General features: G+C 42.7%; 22 protein-coding genes. 6 read left to right on the top strand and 16 right to left on the bottom strand.

The genetic code is table 11. From position 1 onward, the window contains the following. The first annotated feature begins 87 nt into the window (after window positions 1-87). Complete coding sequence (locus CDH51_RS04895; protein WP_100627496.1) at window positions 88-1,638, top strand: sulfatase family protein; 1,551 nt, start codon at window positions 88-90, stop codon at window positions 1,636-1,638. Between the two features lie 18 nt (window positions 1,639-1,656). On the opposite strand, the gene CDH51_RS04890 is transcribed toward CDH51_RS04895, so the two are convergent. The 14 genes from CDH51_RS04890 to CDH51_RS04825 form a co-directional block, all read right to left on the bottom strand. Next, window positions 1,657-3,213: a glycoside hydrolase family 99-like domain-containing protein gene (locus CDH51_RS04890; RefSeq protein ID WP_100627495.1), complete on the bottom strand. Its 1,557-nt coding sequence runs from the start codon at window positions 3,211-3,213 to the stop codon at window positions 1,657-1,659. Window positions 3,214-3,261: 48 nt separating this feature from the next. Then, on the bottom strand, window positions 3,262-3,825 hold the full coding sequence (locus CDH51_RS04885; protein WP_100627494.1) for a GNAT family N-acetyltransferase: 564 nt from the start codon (window positions 3,823-3,825) through the stop codon (window positions 3,262-3,264). After that, the gene (locus CDH51_RS04880; protein WP_100627493.1) at window positions 3,822-4,115 is read right to left on the bottom strand and encodes a phosphoribosylpyrophosphate synthetase; all 294 of its coding nucleotides are present in this window, start codon (window positions 4,113-4,115) and stop codon (window positions 3,822-3,824) included. Before CDH51_RS04880 ends, CDH51_RS04885 begins: the two co-directional genes overlap by 4 nt. Before the next feature lie 267 nt (window positions 4,116-4,382). Beyond that, the gene (locus tag CDH51_RS04875; RefSeq protein WP_100627492.1) at window positions 4,383-5,345 is read right to left on the bottom strand and encodes a transketolase family protein; all 963 of its coding nucleotides are present in this window, start codon (window positions 5,343-5,345) and stop codon (window positions 4,383-4,385) included. A 21-nt stretch (window positions 5,346-5,366) separates the two neighbouring features. After that, window positions 5,367-6,218 carry a transketolase gene (locus CDH51_RS04870; RefSeq protein ID WP_024281809.1) on the bottom strand — a complete coding sequence of 284 codons (852 nt, stop codon included), beginning with the start codon at window positions 6,216-6,218 and terminating at the stop codon, window positions 5,367-5,369. A gap of 16 nt (window positions 6,219-6,234) precedes the next feature. Beyond that, window positions 6,235-6,684 (bottom strand): thioredoxin-dependent thiol peroxidase, encoded by a 450-nt coding sequence (gene bcp / locus CDH51_RS04865; protein ID WP_100627491.1) that lies wholly within the window; start codon window positions 6,682-6,684, stop codon window positions 6,235-6,237. Between the two features lie 25 nt (window positions 6,685-6,709). Beyond that, window positions 6,710-8,587 (bottom strand): M23 family metallopeptidase, encoded by a 1,878-nt coding sequence (locus tag CDH51_RS04860; protein WP_232724745.1) that lies wholly within the window; start codon window positions 8,585-8,587, stop codon window positions 6,710-6,712. Further along, window positions 8,574-9,185 (bottom strand): fumarylacetoacetate hydrolase family protein, encoded by a 612-nt coding sequence (locus CDH51_RS04855; protein WP_100627490.1) that lies wholly within the window; start codon window positions 9,183-9,185, stop codon window positions 8,574-8,576. Before CDH51_RS04855 ends, CDH51_RS04860 begins: the two co-directional genes overlap by 14 nt. A gap of 125 nt (window positions 9,186-9,310) precedes the next feature. Beyond that, a complete protein-coding gene (locus CDH51_RS04850) occupies window positions 9,311-9,991 on the bottom strand; it encodes a DUF4377 domain-containing protein (protein WP_100627489.1) in 681 nt (226 codons plus the stop codon). Then, window positions 9,988-10,707, bottom strand: coding sequence for an SGNH/GDSL hydrolase family protein (locus CDH51_RS04845; protein WP_232724744.1), 720 nt, complete (start codon window positions 10,705-10,707; stop codon window positions 9,988-9,990). Before CDH51_RS04845 ends, CDH51_RS04850 begins: the two co-directional genes overlap by 4 nt. After that, entirely contained in the window at window positions 10,704-11,741 is a 1,038-nt protein-coding gene (locus tag CDH51_RS04840; protein ID WP_100627488.1) for a S66 peptidase family protein, read from the bottom strand. The genes CDH51_RS04845 and CDH51_RS04840 overlap by 4 nt, the downstream gene beginning before the upstream one ends. Window positions 11,742-11,785: 44 nt before the next feature. Then, window positions 11,786-13,087 (bottom strand): D-alanyl-D-alanine carboxypeptidase, encoded by a 1,302-nt coding sequence (locus CDH51_RS04835; protein WP_100627487.1) that lies wholly within the window; start codon window positions 13,085-13,087, stop codon window positions 11,786-11,788. After that, window positions 13,087-13,470, bottom strand: a complete 384-nt coding sequence (locus CDH51_RS04830; RefSeq protein WP_035482954.1) for a DUF423 domain-containing protein — start codon at window positions 13,468-13,470, stop codon at window positions 13,087-13,089. The genes CDH51_RS04835 and CDH51_RS04830 overlap by 1 nt, the downstream gene beginning before the upstream one ends. A gap of 1 nt (window position 13,471) precedes the next feature. Then, window positions 13,472-14,146, bottom strand: a complete 675-nt coding sequence (locus CDH51_RS04825; RefSeq protein WP_100627486.1) for a YggS family pyridoxal phosphate-dependent enzyme — start codon at window positions 14,144-14,146, stop codon at window positions 13,472-13,474. Window positions 14,147-14,194: 48 nt separating this feature from the next. Here CDH51_RS04825 and CDH51_RS04820 point away from each other — a divergent pair, with 48 nt between their 5' ends. From CDH51_RS04820 to CDH51_RS04810, 3 genes are all read left to right on the top strand, one after another. After that, window positions 14,195-15,745, top strand: a complete 1,551-nt coding sequence (locus CDH51_RS04820) for a GH3 family domain-containing protein (RefSeq protein WP_100627485.1) — start codon at window positions 14,195-14,197, stop codon at window positions 15,743-15,745. Continuing rightward, window positions 15,742-16,365, top strand: coding sequence for a LysE family translocator (locus tag CDH51_RS04815; protein ID WP_100627484.1), 624 nt, complete (start codon window positions 15,742-15,744; stop codon window positions 16,363-16,365). The genes CDH51_RS04820 and CDH51_RS04815 overlap by 4 nt, the downstream gene beginning before the upstream one ends. A gap of 80 nt (window positions 16,366-16,445) precedes the next feature. After that, on the top strand, window positions 16,446-17,435 hold the full coding sequence (locus tag CDH51_RS04810; RefSeq protein WP_100627483.1) for an SH3 domain-containing protein: 990 nt from the start codon (window positions 16,446-16,448) through the stop codon (window positions 17,433-17,435). A gap of 62 nt (window positions 17,436-17,497) precedes the next feature. Here CDH51_RS04810 and ald read toward each other — a convergent pair whose 3' ends face one another. Continuing rightward, window positions 17,498-18,610, bottom strand: a complete 1,113-nt coding sequence (gene ald, locus CDH51_RS04805) for an alanine dehydrogenase (protein WP_100627482.1) — start codon at window positions 18,608-18,610, stop codon at window positions 17,498-17,500. 425 nt (window positions 18,611-19,035) lie between these two features. Between ald and CDH51_RS04800 the strand changes: the two genes are divergently transcribed. After that, window positions 19,036-21,450: an alpha-ketoacid dehydrogenase subunit alpha/beta gene (locus tag CDH51_RS04800; RefSeq protein ID WP_100627481.1), complete on the top strand. Its 2,415-nt coding sequence runs from the start codon at window positions 19,036-19,038 to the stop codon at window positions 21,448-21,450. 49 nt (window positions 21,451-21,499) lie between these two features. On the opposite strand, the gene CDH51_RS04795 is transcribed toward CDH51_RS04800, so the two are convergent. Beyond that, the gene (locus CDH51_RS04795) at window positions 21,500-22,174 is read right to left on the bottom strand and encodes a hypothetical protein (RefSeq protein ID WP_100627820.1); all 675 of its coding nucleotides are present in this window, start codon (window positions 22,172-22,174) and stop codon (window positions 21,500-21,502) included. Window positions 22,175-22,236: 62 nt separating this feature from the next. Between CDH51_RS04795 and CDH51_RS04790 the strand changes: the two genes are divergently transcribed. Beyond that, on the top strand, window positions 22,237-23,232 hold the full coding sequence (locus CDH51_RS04790; RefSeq protein ID WP_100627480.1) for an acyl transferase: 996 nt from the start codon (window positions 22,237-22,239) through the stop codon (window positions 23,230-23,232). The last annotated feature ends 98 nt before the right edge of the window (window positions 23,233-23,330 follow it).

Genomic DNA, 23,330 nt, shown 5'->3' with positions numbered 1-23,330 from the left:
TGTGAATGGGCTTGCTCCCATATGAGCATTCAATTTTTTCTATCCTGATTTTTAATAAATTGTGCTCTTCTACCACCCTATTTTGCTATGAGTTATCGAACTGTCTTTTTTGGTCTTCTGATTAGTATTTTATTCTCTTGTAACGAAAAGCAAAAAGAAGACTCTTCTGAGCTTGCTAGGCCCAATATCGTGATCATTTATTTCGACGATTTGGGCTATGGTGATGTCAGTGCCTATGAATCAGGGACACTCTCCACACCCAATTTGGATCGGCTGGTAAATGGCGGGGTAAAGTTTACCAATGGCTACGCATCTTCTGCTACTTGTACACCCAGTCGCTATGCTTTACTCACCGGAGTATATCCCTGGAGAAATCAAAATGCCAAAATACTCCCCGGGACTGCACCTCTCTTAATTGATACAGCTCAGTACACGCTGCCAAAAATGCTTCAAGATCAGGGATATCAAACAGGTATAGTGGGCAAATGGCATTTGGGTCTTGGTTCTGGATCGGTAGATTGGAATAAAAAAATTAGCCCGGGACCAAACGAGGTAGGCTTTGATTATTCATACATTCTTGCTGCCACGCAGGATCGCGTTCCCACGGTTTATATTGAGAATGGAAATGTAGTGAACCTTGATCCGAATGATCCGATTGAGGTGAGTTATGAGGAAAATTTTCCTGGAGAACCGACAGCCTTGACCCATCCAGAACTGGTTGAAATGAAATGGCATCATGGGCATAATAACAGTATTGTGAATGGTGTCCCCCGGATTGGTTTTATGAAAGGTGGTGAAGCTGCCAAATGGAGTGATGTGGACATGGCAGACCATTTCTTGGAGAAGGCTAAGGAATTTGTCGATCAAGGATCTAAGCTAGATCAGCCCTTCTTTTTATACTATGCACTACAACAACCTCATGTGCCACGGACACCTCATCCTCGTTTTGTAGGGGCATCCAGCATGGGTCCTAGAGGCGATGCGATTTTGGAAGCAGATTGGATGGTGGGAGAGTTTATAGACCACTTGGAGGAAATGGGAATTCTAGAAAACACCTTAATCGTTTTGAGCAGTGATAATGGGCCTGTCTTGAATGACGGGTATTATGATGATGCTGTGGAGAAAATCGGCGATCATACTCCCGCAGGTCCCCTCAGAGGCGGGAAGTATAGTCTCTTTGAGGCAGGAACACGGGTGCCTTTTGCGGTCTATTGGAAAGGAAAGATAGAACCTAAAACTTCTTCCGCTCTTGTGACTCAAATTGACTTGATGGCATCCCTAGGAACCTTAGTCGGTGCTGAAAATTTTGGACAGGATAGTGAGAATCTGCTGGATGTTTTTTTGGGGAAAACAGATCGGGGAAGGGATGAATTTGTATTGGAAGCTACCAGTAGGACTGCTTTTCGAAAAGGGAATTGGGTCATGATTCCACCTTATTCCGGACCTGCAGTCCAAAATCAAGTCAATATAGAACTTGGGAATTCTCCTGAATACCAGCTTTACAATCTAGCGGAGGATTTATCTCAAGAGCGAAATCTTGCTGAATCAAATCCTGAAAAGCTCCAAGAAATGATCAATCGATTCGAACAAATCCGTGGAATAGAATCTACGAATGTGGAGGAATTGGAATTGAAATAGAGGCTTTCAGTAAAATTCTTATTTCTCAAACACCTCCTGAATGGCTTCCAAATAATCAAACCCATGTCCTTCGGTTGGCTCGATATAGTTGCCTTCCAGATATTCATTCCAGCAGCAAATCATGATGGTTTTACCATTTGAAGCACGATATTTTTGGGATACTGCTACGGCTTCTTTTAGCTTATCTCGGAAAGTGCTTTTGGTGCTGTGAACACGATCCTTGTAAGGTTCGGATGGGAAGCCTGTCTGCTGTGGCCAAGTTCCACCTGCCGGACGCATATCCCATCCCATGGCCACCGGAACTTGATACTCGAAATTCGAGTCTGATTTGAATTTTTCACTCCACATATTCCAATGACCTCGGTAAGTCTCGCGCATATCGGCGTAGGATCGGTTGTCCTTTTCCAAAAAGTTGTGGTAGACATAAGCAGTCATCCCCTCAAAGCCCATGGATTTTAGCCTTGGGACGTACTCCTGAAGAAGCATCTTTTTTTGGTATTCCCCGCCTTCCCATGGTCTGTTTGGATTTTTAGCTTTCCACTGTGTAGGTAATCCATAGGCTCTCTCGCGCTCCAGCATCGGGCCAGCTGTGACGGCAATAAACTTTATGCCGGGAAGTTTTGCTTTTTTTGCAATAGCCTGAGAGCGATCTAAGAGGTCTTTTAAGCTTAAGCCATAAAATGCTGCTCTCGATTCGGCATCCTGCGGAAAATAAAAATAGACTACCGGTCTACCATCTTCAGCACGCAGGTAGTCACCCCGGCCAAAATACTGATCGATCCAAAGCTGGGTGATTTTGTCATGCACTTGGAGATAAAGCTCCCGATCGGGCTTTTCGCCTTCGTAGTTTGCCTTCCGGGCAAGTTCATCCGGCGAGCCGATTTTCAACCAAGCCATCCAGCGCTCATGACTATCATCGCACCAATTGACCGCCCATTTCATCTGTTTTTCTTTAGGAAGCTTGGCATTCTCGGCGAGAAGGACCTCAAGCTGATCGCCCCATTCTACCAAGCCCGGTACGGCGACGCGGCCATCCCGATTTGGGTCTATTTTCCAGCCCTCAGGGTAGTAAATCTTTGACTGCGGACCGAAATAAAGATGGTAATAGTAGTTTCTTCCAAAGAACCAATCATAGGCAAAAAAGTCAATCCCGTATTCTTTCATGTATTGAAGTTGCTTTCGAGCTACTTCGGGATCAGTTCGTTTGTAAAAGCCTTTGAGTTCTTTGATAGGTTTGCGGTCAAGATAAGGTCCCTCGTAAGGATATCTGGTATTGTAGATTCTGCCTTTGGGTCCCCAAATCCCCGGGTTTTGCAGGCTCGCACAGTTTTTCGGGTCTTGGATGCAAGACCAAAAGCTATCCCGGTCCACATTGGGATCCGGTGAGGTATTCCAAGAAGGCATAAAATAGACACCTACCAATTCTTCACCAGCTAATTCTTCTTGGCGAGGGTTAAAATCAAAATGTACAAAGCCTGCCTTTTGTGAAATAATTGTGTTTGATTTTTCATTTTGACAGGCACAAAAAAATAGGGCTAGTGAGCAGGAAAACAAGGTTTGCAATAAACTTTTCATTAGCTGCGTATTTCAGATAAAAGAGAAATGGATAATCAATTTAAATAATTAATTGGTAAGCTTTTTTCGCATTATCAGAATCTCCCGAAATTCCGGGTAGATTCTTTCAAAGTCCAACTGGTATGAATGTACCACTTCAAAGCCGCATTTTTCATAAAAGCGCTTTGCCTGAGGCTGACAGCTCATTGCCTCAAGCCATATATTTTCAAGTTTGTTTCCCCTTGCGATCTTTTCTGCATAATCCATCAGAAGCTTGGCTAAGCCAGTCCCGTGATATCGGGAATCCAAGTACAATCGATGTATTTTCATAGCGCTTGGGATGGGTGTTTCTCTTGGGGAAAAGGGAAAGTCGTATTTGAAAACTCCCGCTCTTTGTCCTTCTACTTCAATAAAAAAATAATGGGATCGCTCTCTTTTAAGCTCTTTTTCCAAAGTCTCCCTTCCGTAAATGAGGTCCACATACCAAGCTCCTCCATCTGTCCAAATCGGTTGATAGGCATCCCGATAGACTTTCCCCATCAATTCATATAGCTTTCCTTGATCAGAAATCTGAATAGGAGCAAGATGAATCTGCCCAAGGGAAGGGAGGTGAAGGGATTTTTCTCCAATCATTGAAGTTTTTTAATCATGTCGGCTGTAAGATCATCAGCGTAAGTGCCATATGAATTGATCAAAACTCCTTTGATTTTTCCGTCCTTTGAAGAAATGGTGTAAAGAATAGCTTCATCAGCGGGATTGCTTTGACCTTCGAAACGATAGGTTTTATCTACTTCAAATTCCTGTGGTAAAAGACAAACATCACCACAAATAATGCTATCAAAGCGAATATTGAAGTCTTCCGTATAACCTTCTTTTCGGACTTTTTGTAGCGTTTCGACTAGTGTGGCTTCGTAGTTTGGCATAGTTTAGATTTTTTGGTGTCTACCTAAGATACAATTTTTTTTATGGAATCTGAATTGAGAATGAGAGTGACCGGAATGTTAGAAATCATAAAGAATTTCGATGGGTTATCCCTTTCAGAAAGCATGAGTTGGTGAAAATAAAAAATCCTGCTTCGTAAGAAGCAGGATAATTGATAGACCGAACTTTGGGATTTTTAGTAACTCCGATGGTCTTGAAATTGATTAATAAACATTCGAGTACGCCACGGCGCACTCAAATGTTTGTTGTTATTTCCTCGCCAAAGCTCTTTTCGCAGCCTTCACGATGTTTTCCGCATTCAAGCCATATTTTTCAAGTAACTGAGTAGGAGTGCCTGACTCTCCAAAGCTGTCGTTCACGCCCACATATTCCAAAGGAGCAGGATTGTGTCGGCTTAAGGTCTGAGCGATACTGTCACCTAAGCCTCCGTTGATTTGATGCTCTTCGGCGGATACTGCGCAACCGGTCTTTTTCACCGATTCCAAGATGGCTTCTTCATCCAAAGGCTTGATCGTGTGAATATTGATGACTTCAGCGTGGATTCCTTCTTCTCGAAGCATCGCCTCTGCTACAACTGCCTCCCAGACCAAGTGTCCTGTGGCGAAAATGGTCACATCTTTTCCATCGATCATTTTCCAGGCCTTTCCGATCTCAAACTTCTGATCTGCTGGAGTAAAGATTGGCCAGCTTGGTCGTCCAAATCTCAGGTAAACCGGTCCCTCATGCTCAGCAATCGCCAAGGTCGCTGCCTTGGTTTGATTGTAGTCGCAAGGGTTGATCACAGTCATGTGAGGAAGCATTTTCATCATGCCCAAATCTTCCAAAATCTGATGGGTAGCTCCATCTTCTCCCAAGGTCAAACCTGCGTGCGAGGCACAGATCTTGACATTTTTGTCTGAATAGGCTACGGATTGACGGATTTGATCGTAGACACGCCCGGTGGCAAAGTTGGCGAATGTCCCAGCAAAAGGAATCTTCCCGCCAATAGTCATACCTGCTGCCAGGCCAATCATATTTGCTTCAGCAATACCAGTTTGGAAAAACCGATCTGGAAATTCTTTTTGAAAAGCGCCCATCTTAAGTGAACCGATGAGGTCAGCACAAAGACCAACTATATTAGGGTTTTTTCTTCCTGCTTCTAGAAAACCGTCACCAAAACCGGAACGCGTATCTTTTTTTTCTGTATAAGTGAATTTTAAATCTAAGCTCATTTTCTTCAAGTTTGGGAGTGTTTAATAATCACCGAGGGTTTCCTCGAGTTGGCCTAAGGCATCAGCAAGCTGCTCATCACTTGGTGGTGAACCGTGCCACTTGTGCGTGCCTACCATAAAGTCCACTCCATAGCCCATTTCGGTGTAGAGGAGGTTCATGACTGGCTTGCCTTTCCCACTGAGGGATTTGGCTTTTTTCAGGCCTTCTAAAACCGCTTCAAGATTATTTCCATCTTTGATCTCATTCACTTCCCAACCAAAAGCTTCCCATTTGGCCTTGAGGTTTTTGAGATCCATGACTTTCTCCGTAGGTCCGTCGATTTGCTGCCCATTGTAATCAATCGTGGCAATCAAATTATCGACTCCGTAATGTGCTGCATACATGGCAGCCTCCCATACTTGACCTTCCTGCAATTCCCCGTCTCCTAAAAGAATATACACTAGCTTATCATCTCCGTTCAGCTTTTTTGCTTGTGCTGCACCAAGAGCTACTGAAAGCCCCTGGCCTAGTGAGCCTGAAGCTACTCGAATCCCAGGTAGACCTTCCTCTGTAGCGGGGTGACCTTGGAGTCGGGAGTTGATTTTCCGGAAGGTTTTCAGCTCCTCTACCGGGAAATATCCACTTCTAGCCAGCACAGAATACCAACCTGCCGACAGGTGTCCATTGGATAAGAAGAAAAGGTCTTCATCTTTTCCATCCATGTTGAAATTAGGATCATGTCTCAGGATATCGAAATAGAGAGAGACAAAGAATTCCGCACATCCAAGAGGTGCACCGGGGTGCCCGGATTGTACTGCATGGACCATACGAAGTACATCTCTTCGTAGTTGGGTACAGATTTTTTGGAGTTGTTCGATTGATTGTTTTTCCATTAGGCTGGGTTATAGGTTATTTAATGATTTGAGCCGTGTGATCTTTGGTTTTTACTTTTTCGATGATTTCTTCGATTTTTCCTTCTTCATCGATGACAAAAGTGGTTCGGGCAGTACCCATATATTTTCTGCCGTACATGGACTTTTCTACCCATGTTCCGTAAAGTTCATGAACTGTTTTGTCTTCATCTGCGATGAGTGAGAAAGGCAAAGATTGCTTCTCGATGAACTTCTGATGTGATTTTTCAGAATCCGAACTGATTCCCAAAACTACGTAGCCGGCTTTTTGCAAAGCTTCATAATTATCTCGAAGGTTGCAGGCTTGAGCAGTACAGCCGGGGGTGTTGTCTTTGGGATAAAAATAAAGGATGACTTTTTTACCCTTGAAATCAGAAAGTTTGATGGTTTCTCCACTTTCAATTTTCGCTTCAAAATCTGGTGCCATTTGGCCTACTTCTAGTAACATAGTCTCAATAGTTAAAGTAAAACATTTATGAAATGGTCCCTTTCCATTCGCTGACATTTCCAGCCTGATCGGTGACCCTCAGTATAACTGCTCCTTGGAGCGGTTGTTTGTCTAAAGTTTCTGACCAAATCAGGGACTTTTTGTGCTCATATCGCATCAAAACCCATTCTCCGTTTACCTTGGCTTCAAAGCTGGCAATTCCCGAGAGATCATCTCGAATGGTAAACCGAATTTCATCCCGACTTATTCGTACCGGGCGAATGCTCGGGCCTGTTTGATCTTCAGCAAGGGTAAAAGTACCAAAATTTCTTGTTCTAAATCGAATGGATGAATCTTCCCAAGAACCACCCACAAAAGACTTTCGCCCGCTGCTGCTTATTTGATAGACATGAGTTCGCTTTTTGTCCCAATTCCCACCTGAAATATTCCACAGCACTTCCATCGAATTCCAGAGATACTCATCCCCATCGTTAATTTGTAATTGAGGATTGGTGGAGGAAGCGTTTTGGCTGATTCGCAGATACAAATCTTCGAGTAGGGTATTTCTATCAAAAGCTATCTGAATAGATTTTTCTGCAAAAAGCTTTTCTTCCCCAACTGGAATTTGCGCTTTGACTTCAGGTTTGATCAATTCGGAGCAAATATCGATTTCATCAGGAATGCCAAAACGCATATCCCATAGATAAACCCGCGTCTGTTCATCCTGATAGGCAGGCAACATTTCAAAGATTCGATTTCCCACGTAGAATTGGGCTAATCCGCCCAAATTACTCACAGGAGCAGTTATTTTGAGCATTTTACCTATGTAATCTACTTGCGCTCGGGAGGGAGGGGAAGGGAGGTCAACGATGAATTCTTGATCTTTTCCCAGCAGGGTGAAATCAATATTGCGCTGATTGCCTAAAGCATCTCTCAATCGAATTTGGTAGGATGCACGCTCTCCAATTTTTGGTTCTAGATAGCCTGCAGTGGGAAGTTTCGGATAGATGTAATCATATTTCAGGTCAGGCTGAAAATAGAGTTTGGTAAAGCGATTTTGATGAGTGTGAAGTAAAAATTGCCGGGTGAAGTTGAAATCAACCTTATCCACAGTCAGGGCTAGTTCTAGGGAATCCTCCTTCCAGATTTCAAAATGAGGAAATCCATTTCGGTTGCTTGCTCCGTCAAGTTGGTCATAGCTTCTGATTTCCACTCCGATACTTCCTGTTACTGCTATCGGTTCAGGAATAGTAAAATTCCCTACACGGTTGACTAGCGAAAACTCTTTTCTTTCATACTTTCCATTGATTCGAGAGTCGATTCCCAAGGGTACTAAGGCTAGGGTCTGCGCAGTAGGTGGAATTCGATCGATGATTTCTGGAAATCCAAACAGTAGCGGATCCATCGCCCGGTCTAAGCTGTCCCTGATCTCAAAATGCAGGTGAGGACCTCCCGAACTACCTGTATTTCCACCATTGGCGATCTGTTCGCCTTTTTTCACCGGGAGTTCTCCGGGTTCTAAGTAAAGCTCCAGCTCGTTCACCTGCTGCTCGTACATTTTTCCTATGATAAAGCGATGAAGCTTATCATTGAAGTTTCGCAAGTGCCCATAAAGGGTAATGTGCCCGGTTGGGTGCTTCAGGTAAATCACATTTCCATAGCCATAGGTGGATATTTTGATCCGATGTACCCAGCCATCTGCAGCTGCATAGATGGGTTCTCCCTCTACACCACCAAACTTATAATCCAATCCTGTGTGGAAATGATTGGGACGAAGCTCTGCGAAATTACCGGAAAGATAGTTTCTCCCACCGGGCTTGACCGGTGAGCGAAAATAGTCCCGAATGACTCCTTGGGACCAAGAATCCGAAAGCGGGAAAAGAAATAAAAAGACGAGAAAAAGCGCGGCTTTATTTGACTTCAAAGTCCAGTAGTTTTTGTTCTCCAAGATATCCTTCCAATCGATCTCCAATTTTCACCGGGCCTACTCCTGCGGGCGTTCCTGTGTAGATGAGATCACCTTTCTTCAACGTGAAAAACTGAGAAATATATTCGATGATTGTACCAAAATCAAAAAGCATCATGGATGTATTTCCTTCTTGTCTGACTTCACCATTTATCGTCAGGTGAAATGAAATATCATTCAAATCAGCAATATTTTCTACCGAGACAAAATCTCCAATCGGAGCCGATCCATTAAATGCTTTGGCAATTTCCCAAGGCAGTCCTTTCGACTTACACTGCTCCTGAAGGTCTCTAGCAGTAAAATCAATTCCTAATCCAATTTCCTCAAAATATCGATGTGCAAATTTTTTCTGGATATACTTTCCTTCTTTCGAAATTTTCAAGACCAACTCGGCTTCGTGATGGATATTTTTCGAAAAATCCGGATAGTAAAAAGGAGCTCCATTTTTCAATAAAGCAGTATCAGGCTTGAGAAAAACGACAGGGTTTCCCGGTTTTTCATTCTTGAGTTCTTCGATATGAGCCGCATAGTTTCGGCCGATGCAGATGATTTTCATGGGTTTTTTGAGCTTTTGGCAATGGTGATTTAAAAATAATGAAAGCCACCGGCTTTGCACAAAACAGTTGCAAAATGTGAGGAGCGGGGTTTTATCCCTTTTCTGCCAGAATGAGATTTTTTCGGCTAATCAACGGCTAAAAGCTTCATCAAAATTTCATCCGCTTCATTCATTAAATGAAGTTCACGGTTTTCGATTTTGTATTTTCTTGTGTCAATCAGGGCTTTGCTGATAGCATTTTCTACACTCATATCCGGACAGGCCATCATGGTGCTTGCTCCCGGTCCTAAGGTGAGGTTTTCTCCATCATTCTCTTTGATTTGGCCTCTCACGGAATTACAACCCATATTACCAAAATAGGTCTTTGCGGAAGCATTAAATTCAAAGGTTAAAGCTTCCTCATTTTTAAAGCCTTTCGGTTTTTGGAAATCTCCTACTTCTATGACTTTCCAAATATTGGTTATTCGCAATGCAGGGTCCATTTCCTTGCTCATGATTTCTAGCAGTTTGAAGTTTTTAGAAGATGCATCGGCTGGGATAGGTTCTGCCTTATCGCTGATTTCAACCCTAATCCTGTAAATGAAACCCGGCTCATATTCAAATCCCTCGATTGAAGAATAGAATAGCTGCCAGCTATCCCGATCTAGCGCTTCTTCTTTGGATATTTGTAAGCAGCTCATGGGACCAACACCCATGCATTCAACTTTAGCAGAATTAATCCACCAAGTTTCTACCTGACCTTCGGGTTGATTTTGGCAGGCAGAAAGTATTGTAATAAAAGCAGCTAGTGCAAGAAGCTTCATCATGGGGCAGGATAAATGGTTTTTACTTGCTCAAATAGCAAATCAGTCCAACGCGTGTAAATCTCTCCGCTAGGGTGCAGATTGTCTTCAGCGAGCATTTCTGGCTGATCACCCACAGCTCTATAATCCTCGGTAATATCGATGAATTTAATCCCGTATTTTCCACAAATAGAGCGTTTTGCAGCATTATAAGCATCGATTTCTGCCGCTACTTTAGCCTTGTCTGTCCCTCGGTTGGTAGCAAATGGCGTGATTCCCCAATCTGGAATGGAAAGGACGATTACATGGTTGGGCAGATTGCCGGCATACCCAATGGCTCTGAGAAGCATCTGCTCAAACTCTACCCGATATTCATCGACTGATCTTCCCCGGTATTGATTATTGACTCCAATCAATAATGTAACCAAGTCGTAAGGCTCTCCTGTCGGGCCTGCTTCATCTATTCCCTTGTCCAATTCATCTACGGTCCAACCTGTTTTGGCAATGATCTCAGCCTCGAGCCATTGATGAGCAGTTTCCTGATTGAGTTTTTTGACCAATTGATTTGGGTATCGGTCTGCTTCATCTACTCCTTCGCCAATGGTATAACTGTCTCCCAGTGCCAGGTAGGTTTTAATTGGTGTTCTCATAGGGGCAAAATCATTTTCGTTACTTTTTGGACCTGAGGGATTACAGGCTGCAAAAGCTAGAATCAAACCTGTGAGCAATGCGATTTTCATGATGCATCAAATATATTTTCGATCAGCTTAAAGGTACCCAAATCTGCGTTCATTTCTACCTTGGCACCATGAGGGACGATAAATTGCTTGGCTACGTGTCCAATCATCGCTCCTGAATAGGAAGGGATATTCAGAGGCAAAACATAATCGTCCAAGACTTGGTCAACTGTCAGGCTTCCATACCCTCCGCTGGGTTCACAATCGCTGCATTGACCGAAAATAAATCCTTTGATCTTCTGCAGGGTGCCATTCAGTTTCAGGGTGCTCATCATCCGGTCAATTCTGTATGGATCTTCTCCAATATCTTCGATAAATAAAATAGCATCCTCGAAATCTGTATAATAAGGGGTGCCTGAAAGGGCTGTCAGGACGGTTAAATTTCCTCCAAGAATTTTTCCCTGAACGATTCCTGATTGAAGCGTTTGGATTCGGTTGGATTTGATGACTAAATCATCCCCCTGCACTTGTTGGTTTTCAAAAAGCATTTGCTCTTGCTGGAAAAAAAGCCGCTCAAACTGCTCCACATTAAAGCTGTTCCAAGATCCTGTTCCATTGGGTCCGTGAAAGGTAATCAGGCCTGTCTGGGCGTAAATTGCTTGATGCAGAGCGGTAATATCCGAGTAGCCAAGAAGTATTTTTGGGTTTTTGCGGATCAGATCATAGTCTATCAGAGGTAAGATTCTGGCAGCACCCGAACCACCTCGGATACAAATAATTGCTTTGATTTCAGGGTCAGCAAACATCGAATTTAAGTCGCTAGCGCGTTCCGCATCACTTCCTGCCAGATGGCCCCTTCTGTTTTTCAGATTCTCTCCCAATTTGACTTGTAATCCTAAAGCTTCCATGGCTTCTTTTGCAAAAGTAAATTGCATGCGGTCAGAAGTGGCAGCTGATGGACTGATTAGTCCCACCGTGTCACCCTTGGACAAGGCTTTGGGAAGAATCATTTTTTGCCTGGATTTTGAATCAAAGCCCAGGAAAGGCATACTTGCCGCCGTCAGAAAGGCGGTTTTTAAAAAAGATCTTTTGTTCATTGTATATATCGTGAAATTGAATCTAGCGAATATTCATCAGTAACTCAAAGCATGTCCCTAAGGCTACTGAGTACCTTTTCCATTTCCCTTCTGACAAGGGAAGCCTTCCAAGGATAATTTGAATTCATAAAAGCAAAAGCAAAATATCTTCCACTTTTTCCGCGGATAAGCCCTACAAGGCTATGATTATTGCTCATCGTTCCAGTTTTGGCGAAGATATATGGGGTTTCTGCCTTGTATTCATTCTCGATGGTGCCCGATACTCCGCCTGTCGGCAAAAGCTCGAAAAGCATTTGATCCGGGACGACCCGATAGAGTTTTTCGAAAAGCCCGACCATCGTCCTAGGCGTGAATAGATTATATCGGCTTAGCCCACTTCCATCCACCCAAATGGGTTCATCCGGAAGGTCTGTTAGGAAGCTTTCAGTTATATATTCGATAGCCCTTTCGGTATCGATTTCTCCAAAAAGTCGATCAGAGACCATAAACATCAACTGTTCGGCGAGGAAATTATCACTTTCCAGCATCATCTCTTTTAGAATAGGGAAAAGTGCTGCTCCACGCCAAAGCTGATGATTTTCGGGTAGACTGTCAGGGCTATAAATCCAGGTTTTGCCAGTGGCATCACTTGCTAATGACACAAAAAGTTCGGGAGAGGTAAGAAGTGGAAGGTAATCTTCCCGACCTCGGTAGGATTTTGGATTGTAATAAAATTGGTTGCTGTGAAAGTCCCTTTCCAAATCCCTGATATCCCGATTGGTCGTGGACACCATTGACTGAAAACGTGACGGAAAAACGCGAGGGTTGGATCTTCCGGGAAATACTTTTAGCAAGTTTCCATGGATGGGCAAGCTGCTTCGCTCTGCGGAGAAATAATACAGATAATCATCCCATTGCCAGCCCGCACCGAAGGGAGTGGATCGGAGATTAGCATCTGAAAAGGCTATAGCAGCGTATGGCTCAAAAAAGGAATCAAAGTCAGGCTGGGGAAGATCTAAATAATCCCAACTTGGATCGCCCGCTCCCCAAATCTGCAGGGTATCACCTTTGCTCACATATCGAAATGTCTGAGTAGAGTCATTCAGGACCAGAATGCTCGCAAATAGCGTGAAAAGCTTGGTGGTGGAGGCGGGAGTAAAATGGATTTGGGAGTTTTTTTCGTAGAGGACTTGCTGAGAGTCTAGATCATAGAGCATAAATCCTGTCAAATGCCCTCCAAAGAAGCTGGTTTGTCCTAAGGATTGCTCTAATTTTTCGTATTCCTCTCTGGATAATTGCCCAAATGAGAAATGGGAGAAAAGGAGCGATCCAATGAGTAAAAAGGTCAAAAAGTAACTCTTCGTCATCAGTTTTTATTTTTGGTCATGGCCCAAAATAAACCCAGCCAGCCACTTATAAAAGCAACTCCTCCGATAGGGGTAATCGCCCCCAGCCAGGTGATTCCCGTGATGGATAATAAATAGAGCGAACCGGAGAAAATTAGTATTCCTATACTCAGATTGATGGCAGAGAAGCTTAGCCCACGCCAATCAGGCTTGATCAGGGCCAAAATCCCCACCAGGAAAACGCCTAATGAGTGATAGAAATGATACTTTACAGCTGTTTCAAAGGTGTCAAGTCTGCCATTTTCTATTAGTCTGGCCTCCAAGCCATGCGCTCCAAAGGCGCCGATTCCTACGGCTAATGCACCCAAAATGGCTGCTAATTGAATGATTTGTTTTCCGTTCATATCAATGCGTGTTTCTTGCTCCAAAAATTGCCGAACCTATTCGCACCATGGTGCTGCCTTCCTCCTGAGCGATCTGATAGTCTCCACTCATTCCCATGGAAAGCTCCTGCATTTCCACAAAATCAGGGAGTGCTTTTTCCTTCAATTCTTCGAAAAGAGATTTTAATGACCTGAATTCCTTTCGAACTTGATCAGAGTTCTCCGTAAAAGTCGCCATCCCCATTAATCCGAGGATGTGTACGTGCTGAAACTTTTTGAAATCCTCATTTTCTAGCATTTCAAACAGCTCTTCCCTGTCAAAACCAAACTTGCTTTCTTCTTCTGCAATGTGGATTTGTAGCAAAACTGGGATTTTTCGGTTTACTTTTTTGCCTTGTTTTTCGATCTCTCTCAGAAGGCGGAACGAATCCACGCCATGAATCAGATGGACAAATTCAGCGATGTATTTTACCTTATTTCTCTGCAAATGTCCAATCATGTGCCAACGCACGTCTGAGGGCATCTGAGGTTGTTTTTCTTGGATTTCCTGGACCTTATTTTCTCCAAAATCCCTCACCCCGGCATCGTAGGCCTCCATGAGCAATTCTACCGGCTTGGTTTTGCTGACAGAGACCAGCTGGCAATCTGGATTTATGAATGAATTTTTTACTACTTCTAGATTTGCTTTGATATCCATTTTCTATTTTTAGATCAGTTTTTTAAGAAAATCAGCCCAGACAAAGATATGGCGATCATCAGTACTTTACTAAAAAAAGGCATAAGGCTTAGGGAAAGTTTAGAACAGGAATATTCCCGGCCGATGGAGCTTCAGCGAAGGGAGTTGAAGAAACTTCTGATTCAAGGTACTCGAACAGCCATAGGCGAAAGGTATGATTTTGCCGCGATTCTTCGAAGGTTTCGGCAGCATAATGACGAGTACTATGATCGATACAAAGCGCAAGTTCCCATCTATGACTATGACAAGATCTACGAGGAATGGTGGTTTGAGTTATTAGAAGGAAAGAAAAACGTCACCTGGCCTGGTAAGGTCAAATATTTTGCGCTTAGTTCAGGTACTTCAGGTGCTACGTCTAAGTACATTCCGATTACGAAGGAAATGGTCAAAGCTATCCGTAGAACAGGGGTGAGGCAGATCTTGACCTTATCCAAATATGATCTTCCAAACTCATTGCTTACGAAAGGTATATTGATGCTTGGGGGGAGTACCGATTTGGAATTTAACGGAACCTACTTTTCCGGAGATTTGAGTGGGATTACTGCAGGTAAATTGCCGATTTGGTTTCAGCGCTTTTACAAGCCCGGCAAGAAAATATCCAAAAATCGAAATTGGGGAGACAAGCTTGATCAGATCGTGGAAAAGGCCCCGAATTGGGATATAGGAATTATTGTAGGGGTTCCGGCTTGGCTGCAGATTTTGATTGAAAAAATAATTGCCCAATACCAAGTAGAGACCATTCATGACATTTGGCCTAATCTCCAGATTTTCGTTCATGGAGGTGTTTCCTTTGAGCCATACAAAAAAGGCTTTGAAAAATTACTTGGCAAACCACTTACTTACATCGAAACCTATTTGGCCTCCGAGGGCTTTTTAGCTTTTCAAGCATTGCCTGGACGAAAGTCCATGCGATTGGTATTGAATAATGGGATCTTTTATGAGTTTGTCCCATTCAATGAGGAAAATTTCGATGAAGACGGCCATATCCGAGCCACTGCTCAAACCTTTAAAATTGATCAGATTCAGGAGGGAATTGATTATGCCTTGCTTATTTCTACCTGTGCGGGTGCTTGGAGATATTTGATAGGGGATACTGTGCGATTTGTTTCCAAAGAGGAGAGTGAAATTATTATCACGGGTAGAACCAAACATTTTTTAAGTCTTTGTGGAGAGCACCTTTCTGTGGATAATATGAATCGTGCGGTAGAAATGACCGCCTCAGAGCTCGATATTCGAGTAAAGGAATTTACAGTTTTGGGTCAGCCTCATGGAAGTCTTTTCGCCCATCATTGGTATATAGGGACTGATGATCAGGTGGACGAGCAAAAGCTTACATCCCTGCTTGACCGCTTTTTGAAAGAGCTTAATGATGACTATGCCGTAGAGCGGAATCATGCCTTGCGAGAAGTGATTGTCAAAATATTGCCAAGTGAGACTTTTTATGAATGGATGCGCCTTCAGGGTAAAGAGGGTGGTCAGAATAAATTTCCGAGAGTTTTGAAAGGTGAGAAATCGGAGGCCTGGCAGCAATTCATCCATGAGAAAGGAGATAAGCTTTGAATGCAGCGCTGATTGAGGGAATAAGCATGGGCTTGGTTCTATCCGCAATGATAGGACCTGTTTTTTTTACCCTGATTCAGAATAGCTTGGAGCATGGCTTTAGGCGAACGGCAGTACTTGCTTTGGGAATTTTGGCAAGTGACTCGATTTATGTGATTGTTACCTATTTTGGAATTCGTTTTTTGGCTGATACGACGCTATTTGAGCAAGTTCTTGGCTATGTGGGAGGATTGATATTGATTGGTTTTGGGCTGATTTCTCTCGTGAAAAAACGAGCAGATCGACCCAGTACAGGTGGGCTCAGTATTTCTAAAATCAAAAAACGAACTGCCTTTGCCAAGGGCTTTAGCATCAATGGGGTCAATCCCTTTGTTCTACTTTTTTGGATTTCGATTGCGAGCTTGGTCTATCTAAAATCAACTTGGGGCACATCGGACATCCTTTTATATTATTCTGGCATCTTAATTACGGTTTTTAGTATTGATTTGCTGAAAGCATTTATAGCCAAAAAGCTCGCTCATTTAGTCACTCCTCGATTAATGCAAATTTTAAATAAGGTAGTCGGACTCATCATGATAGGTTTTGGTATCCGCCTGATTTGGTGGGCAAGTATGAATTGATTTTTGGAGTCTGATTCTATTTTGATTTTTTGTATCTTCCTGAATGTTAATTCTTTGAAATCTTTTAAATCAAAAGCATTATGGAATCAAAGTATGGATTTTTGAAAATGACCATTGGCGAGTTTGAGGCGTGGATGAATAGTAAGCACATCGCGCGAACTATTTTGAGTGTGCAGCAGCACCATACCTGGGTGCCTAATTATGATCACTTCGATGGGAGTAATCATTTTGAGCGGCAGCTCGCTATGAAAAATCATCACGTGGGGGCCAATGGATGGAGTGATATCGGTCAGCATTTCACCATTTTCCCAGATGGTACTATCCTAACTGGCAGATCGCTCGAAGCTACTCCAGCCTGTATTTATGGTGCCAATCAGCATTCAATCTGTTTTGAACATTTGGGGGATTTTGATCAGGGAGGCGATCAAATGCGCCTAGAACAGCGCAATGCCATCATTCGTGCTACTGCAGTCATTTGTCGGAAATTCAATCTTCCAATCAATCCTTTTAGTATTGTTTATCATCATTGGTATGAATTGGGTACAGGCAGGCGAACCAATGGTAGTGGCTCTACCAAATCTTGCCCAGGGACCAATTTTTTCGGAGGTAATAAGGTGGAAGATTTTCAAAAGTATTTTGCTCCCTTGGTACAGGCAGAGCTTACGGGGGGTGCTTTGCCGCCAATTCCCCCAAGTATGAAATATGCAGTAGTTACTGCAAATATTTTGAATGTGAGAACCGCGCCTAAAGGAAGTGCTTCGAAGGCCTCAGATAGACCACCCGTGGAGCGGGGGGCAGTTTTACGAATTTATGATGAGTCCAATGGATGGCTGAAAATTTCCAAAAGTCAGTCCCATTGGGTTTATGGCCGATATACTGAGTCGGTAGATCGAGCCACGGTCAATGCATCCGTTTTGAGAGTAAGAAGTGGGCCGGGGACAAACTTCTCTATTGTTGGTACCCTTCCCAAATCAGAGGAGGTATTTATAGCAGAGGAAAAGTCAGGCTGGTGTAAGCTAGCACTGGAAGAAAAATGGCTCAGTAAACAGTATTTAGATTTTGTAGCCTGAATTGGAAATAAAAAAATCCCCGAGACCTGAGTTTCGGGGATTTTCGTTCAGTCTAATTTTTCTTAAAGATACTTCTCTACCGGAACGTAGTTCATTCCGAATGCCTCAGCTACAGCTTTGTAGACAATATCTCCGTTGATGACATTCAATCCCGGGATTAATTCGGCATTTTCCTGAGCAGCTTTTTTCCAACCCTTATCAGCTAGTTGAATAGCATAAGGTAGGGTCGCGTTGGTCAAGGCTAAGGTAGAAGTATAAGGTACAGCCCCTGGCATATTTGCAACGCAGTAGTGTACGACATCATCAATAATGAAAGTAGGGTTCTCGTGAGTAGTTGGCTTACATGTCTCAATACATCCACCTTGATCTACCGCTACATCGACAAGTACGGTACCAGGTCTCATATCTTTTAGCATATCTCGAGTGATCAGGTGAGGGGCTTTTGCTCCTGGAATCAATACTGCCCCGATGATCAAGTCTGCAGATTTGATCATTTTGCGAATATTATATTCATTGGACATCATGGTATTGACATTTGCAGGCATCACGTCTTCCAGATATCTCATTCTCTGAAGTGAAACATCCATGATGGTCACATCAGCTCCTAATCCAGCAGCCATCCATGCGGCTTGCGTTCCCACGATACCGCCTCCTAGGATTAAGACTTTTGCAGGAAGTACTCCTGGCACACCGCCCAAAAGAATTCCTCGTCCTTTCAATGGCTTTTCAAGGTAGTTGGCACCTTTTTGTACAGACATTCTACCAGCCACTTCTGACATCGGGATCAATAGTGGAAGACTTCGGTCAGACTTCTCTACTGTTTCATAGGCAAGACAAACTGCCTTGCTATCTACCATGGCCTTGGTCAAAGGCTCATGCGAAGCAAAGTGAAAATAAGTGAAAAGAAGTTGGTCCTCTTTGATCAGTGCATACTCAGGCTCAATTGGCTCTTTTACCTTGATGATCATCTCGGCAATCTCGTAGGTGTCCTCGATGGTAGGGAGTATTTTTGCTCCTGCAGTTTCGTATTCGCTGTCAGAAAAGCCACTGCCTTCTCCGGCTGTGTGCTGTACATAGACCGTATGGCCTCTTTTGACCAATTCCTTGGCTCCCGCAGGAGTCAATGCTACTCGGTTCTCGTTGTTTTTGATTTCCTTGGGAACGCCTATAATCATAGCTAGTTTTATTTGGATTTACAGAGGCGCAAAGATAATCAGGAGGAAGCTTTTGAGAGCAATTTTTAGAATAGTATTTGGTCTGATTTTGAAAATTCTTCGAAATCAGAATTTTATTCTTTTTTTAAAATTATGAATCGATTTAATTTCAAAATTTAAATTTTTGAAGTGAAATATTCTGAGAATAATTATTGGTAAAAACAGGTGAGTATAAAAGATTATGAAGGTTTCATTTTTAGATTTTTATATCAGTAAAATCGATTACTCAGAATAAAATTCTGTTTTTGTCGTATTAAAATCCTTTTATCAAAATTTTTGATTGATATTTTATTCTAAAGATATTTGCAAAACAGATCGATTTGGTTATTTTTGGTAATTGAGAAAAATACCTTAAAAACCCAAAGTAACTCTAGATTAATAATTGAATGGCAACAGCAGAGAAAAGTGTAAAAAAGACTCAAGATTCGACTGCAGACCGCGAGGCAGTATTAAATGATTTTCGAATCGCACTCATTAGTAGGCATGCTTCCCTTATGGGCAGAAAAGAAGTCTTTATGGGGAAAGCTAAATTCGGAATCTTTGGAGACGGTAAAGAACTCGCACAGATTGCCATGGCTAGAGCCTTTCAAAAGGGTGACTTTAGAGCTGGTTATTATCGAGATCAAACTTTTATGTTCGCATTGGGCGAGTTGACTGTTCAGCAATATTTTGCTCAACTCTATGCGCACACCAATGTAGAAGCCGAGCCTGCATCTGCGGGCAGATTGATGAATGGTCACTTTGCTACTCGTTCTTTAAACGATGACGGATCTTGGAAATCCCTCACTGACCGATATAATTCAGCGGCAGATATTTCCCCGACTGCCGCTCAAATGCCAAAACTTCTCGGACTTGCTTTTGCTTCAAAATTGTACCGAGAGAATAAAGGATTAAAAGGATTTAAGGATTTTTCGATCAATGGGAATGAAGTGGCATGGGGCACTATAGGAAATGCCTCTACTTCTGAAGGGATGTTTTTCGAATCCATCAATGCTGCCGGAGTTTTGCAGGTTCCAATGGTTACGGCTATTTGGGATGATGGGTATGGAATATCAGTACCTCAGGAATATCACACGACTAAAGGAAGTATTTCTGAAGTATTGGAAGGTTTTCAGAGAAATGATGAGCAAAAAGGCTTTGAAATCATCCGGGTAAAAGGATGGGATTATGAAGCGCTTTTCAATGCTTTTCAAAAAGCTGGGAATATCGCTCGATCAGAACATGCGCCAGTGCTCATTCATGTGCAGGAAATGACCCAGCCGCAAGGGCATAGTACCTCAGGTTCCCATGAGCGTTACAAGTCCAAAGAACGATTGGATTGGGAAAAGGAATGGGATTGTATCAAGCAGTTTAGAGAATATATTCTTTCCCGGGAACTTGCCTCAGCCGACGAATTGGATAAGATCGATGCGGAAGCAAAAGCGCAAGTCAAAAAAGAGAAGGAAGCTGCTTGGAATGACTTTTTAGGAGAAATCAAAGATGAGCTAAAAGAAGCAGTGTCTTTGATTCGTGATGCTGCCCAAACTAGCAATCGAAAGGTAGTTTTGGAGCAATTAGTCCAAGATCTATCAAAAACAATCAACCCTATCCGTAAAGATGTAATCTCCACGGTTAGAAAGGCACTTTTGAATCTTCGATTTGATCAAAGCGAAGCAAAGAACAAGTTGCAAACTTGGTATCAGCAGCAGCAAGAAAAGAATTTTGACCGCTACAGCAGTCATCTTTACTCGCAATCAGAATGGTCTGCTTTGAAAGTGGCAGAAAGGTTACCTGAGTTTTCCGAAGATTCCTCCATTGTGGATGGAAGAGAGGTTTTGCAGGCATTTTTTGATTACAAACTTGAAAATGATCCGAGGTTTTTTGCCTTTGGAGAAGACGTCGGAAAAATCGGAGACGTCAATCAAGCTTTTGCAGGCCTGCAAGCTAAATATGGAGATCTTCGTGTCTCGGATACGGGGATTAGAGAGTGTACCATCGTAGGACAGGGAATTGGAGCTGCTTTAAGAGGTCTAAGACCAGTAGCAGAAATTCAGTATTTGGACTATCTCCTATATGGAATTCAGATGCTTTCGGATGATTTGGCTTCACTTCAATACAGAACCAAAGGAGGTCAGAAGGCACCACTTATTGTGAGGACTAGAGGTCATAGACTGGAAGGTGTATGGCATGCGGGCTCACCGATGGGGATGATTCTTTCGGCTCTTCGTGGCATGCTTATATGTGTACCTCGGAATATGACTCAAGCTGCAGGCATGTATAATACCTTGCTGCAGTCAGATGACCCTGCACTCGTGATCGAATGTCTGAATGGATATAGGCTTAAAGAAAAAATGCCTGAAAATATGGGAGAATATACGGTTCCCATGGGCAAGCCAGAGGTTTTGCGTTCCGGTAAGGATATCACTTTGGTGACCTATGGTTCCATGTGTCGAATCGTACTGGAAGCCGCTGAGGAATTATCCGAAATGGATATTGATGTAGAGGTAATCGATGTACAAACCCTAATTCCATTTGATAGATTTGGAGTTATTGGAGAGTCTGTCAAAAAGACCAACCGGGTGATTTTTGCTGATGAAGATGTACCGGGTGGAGCATCGGCGTACATGCTACAGCAGGCTATTGAAGAACAACAACTGTTTAAGTTTTTGGACTCTGAGCCGCAGACACTTTCTGCTAAAGCTCATAGACCTGCCTACTCTTCCGATGGAGATTATTTCTCCAAGCCTAGTACAGAGGATGTGATTGAGAAAGTTTACCTACTTATGCATGAGGTCAATCCCAAGAAGTTTCCAAAGTTCTAAAATCAATGAATAAAAATAAAAAGGGAGGTTTTTGAAAACCTCCCTTTTTTTATGGATTTCTAGTGATTTGCCTCAGCGTAAATTCGCTTGTGGATACCTCGTTGCTTCTGTTTAGCTGCCGATCCTGTACCTGTACGTCAATTCTTACCGTATCATTTCTGAAAATGGATTCCCAACCTGAGGAAAGCATCGCGTATTTAATATTTCCTTCTACAGCTTGTCCATCTTCTGAAGTTAGGATTCTCGGGAATCGCCCATTGAAAGTGGTGAAAAACGGAGGATCTTCCCACCTAAACTCGGTGAATTGACCGTTTCGCTTGATGAAGAATTTTACAAAGATATTGTACTGATTGGGGTTTTGCTCCACCCAAATCGTGTCTTTCACGGTTTGATTATTGACAATCGGATCAATCACCCAATCAATTGGATTGTAGGTAGGGGCTTCCGGTGGCCGATTAGAATAAGTAATCAAATTACCAGCAGCATCTCTTTTATAATTTAATGCATTGAAAGGCGGATTGATGTCTGTGGCTGATAAACCCAAGTCGCCTTCAGCGTCCTGAAAGTCTATTCCAACTATCAGGGAATCAGGTCCTGCGGTGGAGACATATTCTACAGATTCGAAACTGATAGAAGGCACGGAAGGAAAGTTGTCTGGAGGGTTGACGCAACTGGCTGCTAAAAAAGCCAAAAAGAAAACTCCCGATATTCTGTGTAAACGCATGAGGCGAATTAATTTTGTTGCGGAATGGTTTTTAATTCCGAATTGATGCAAATTATAAAACGATGCAGGATTTTAAAAGTTTTTCGGAAAAGCTGAAAGAATTTGTACCTAAAGACTTTGAAAGTCTGGCATTGGAGATTTTTCAGTTTCAGGCAATTCAAAATCCCGTCTACAATAAGTATCTAAATGCACTTGGCGTGATTCCATCTGATATCAATAAGGTGGAGAATATTCCTTTTTTACCGATCCGTTTTTTTAAGGATCATCCAGTGGTTTCTGCGGATTTAGACAATTTTGAAGCTTTCTTTTCAAGTTCGGGTACCACCGGAATGATTACCAGTAAGCATTATTACTGGTCCGAAAAGTGGTACTTGGATCACTCGCTGAGGCTTTTTGAAAGAGAGTATGGATCCATCGAGGACTTTCATGTTTTGGCTTTGTTACCAGCTTATTTAGAGCGAAAGGGAAGTAGTCTGGTGGCGATGGCAGATCATTTTATCAAAAAATCCCAATCTGTTCATTCTGGATTTTACCTGTATAATCAGGAGGATTTGATGCAAAAGCTTCAGGTACTGAGGTCAGATAAAAGAAGAGTTTTACTACTCGGGGTCACATTTGCACTTTTGGATTTGGTAGATTCGGGAAGGGATTTTGAGGAGATAGAGAATTTGATAGTGATGGAAACAGGGGGGATGAAGGGACGCCGGAAGGAAATGATCCGGGAAGAAGTTCATGATAGGCTAAAGCAATTTTTTCGGCTTGATGCGATCCATTCAGAATATGGGATGACTGAATTAATGTCTCAAGCCTATTCGAAAGGAGAGGGGAAATATAACATGCCGGCTACCATGCGCGTTATGATACGGGATATAAATGATCCCTTTGCCTGGTCAGGCCGATCGCAAGGCGGGATTAATATAATTGACCTTGCTAATTTTCATTCCTGCGCATTTATTGAAACGCAAGATTTGGGAAGGATTGGAAAAGACGGAATGCTGGAGGTGCTTGGTCGCATTGACAATTCAGAAATCCGCGGGTGTAATTTATTGGTGCAGTAATTGTAAGAAAAGAATTAATTAAACATATTTGATTTCAAAATTATCAGATTGATGAAAAGATTAGCCACAATTGTAACCTTGATTGGTATTCTAGCTTT

Source organism: Algoriphagus formosus (assembly GCF_002807035.1).
Lineage (GTDB): Bacteria > Bacteroidota > Bacteroidia > Cytophagales > Cyclobacteriaceae > Algoriphagus > Algoriphagus formosus.
Note: the sequence above shows the minus strand (reverse complement) of the source record. Positions and strands in the feature narration are given on the sequence as shown.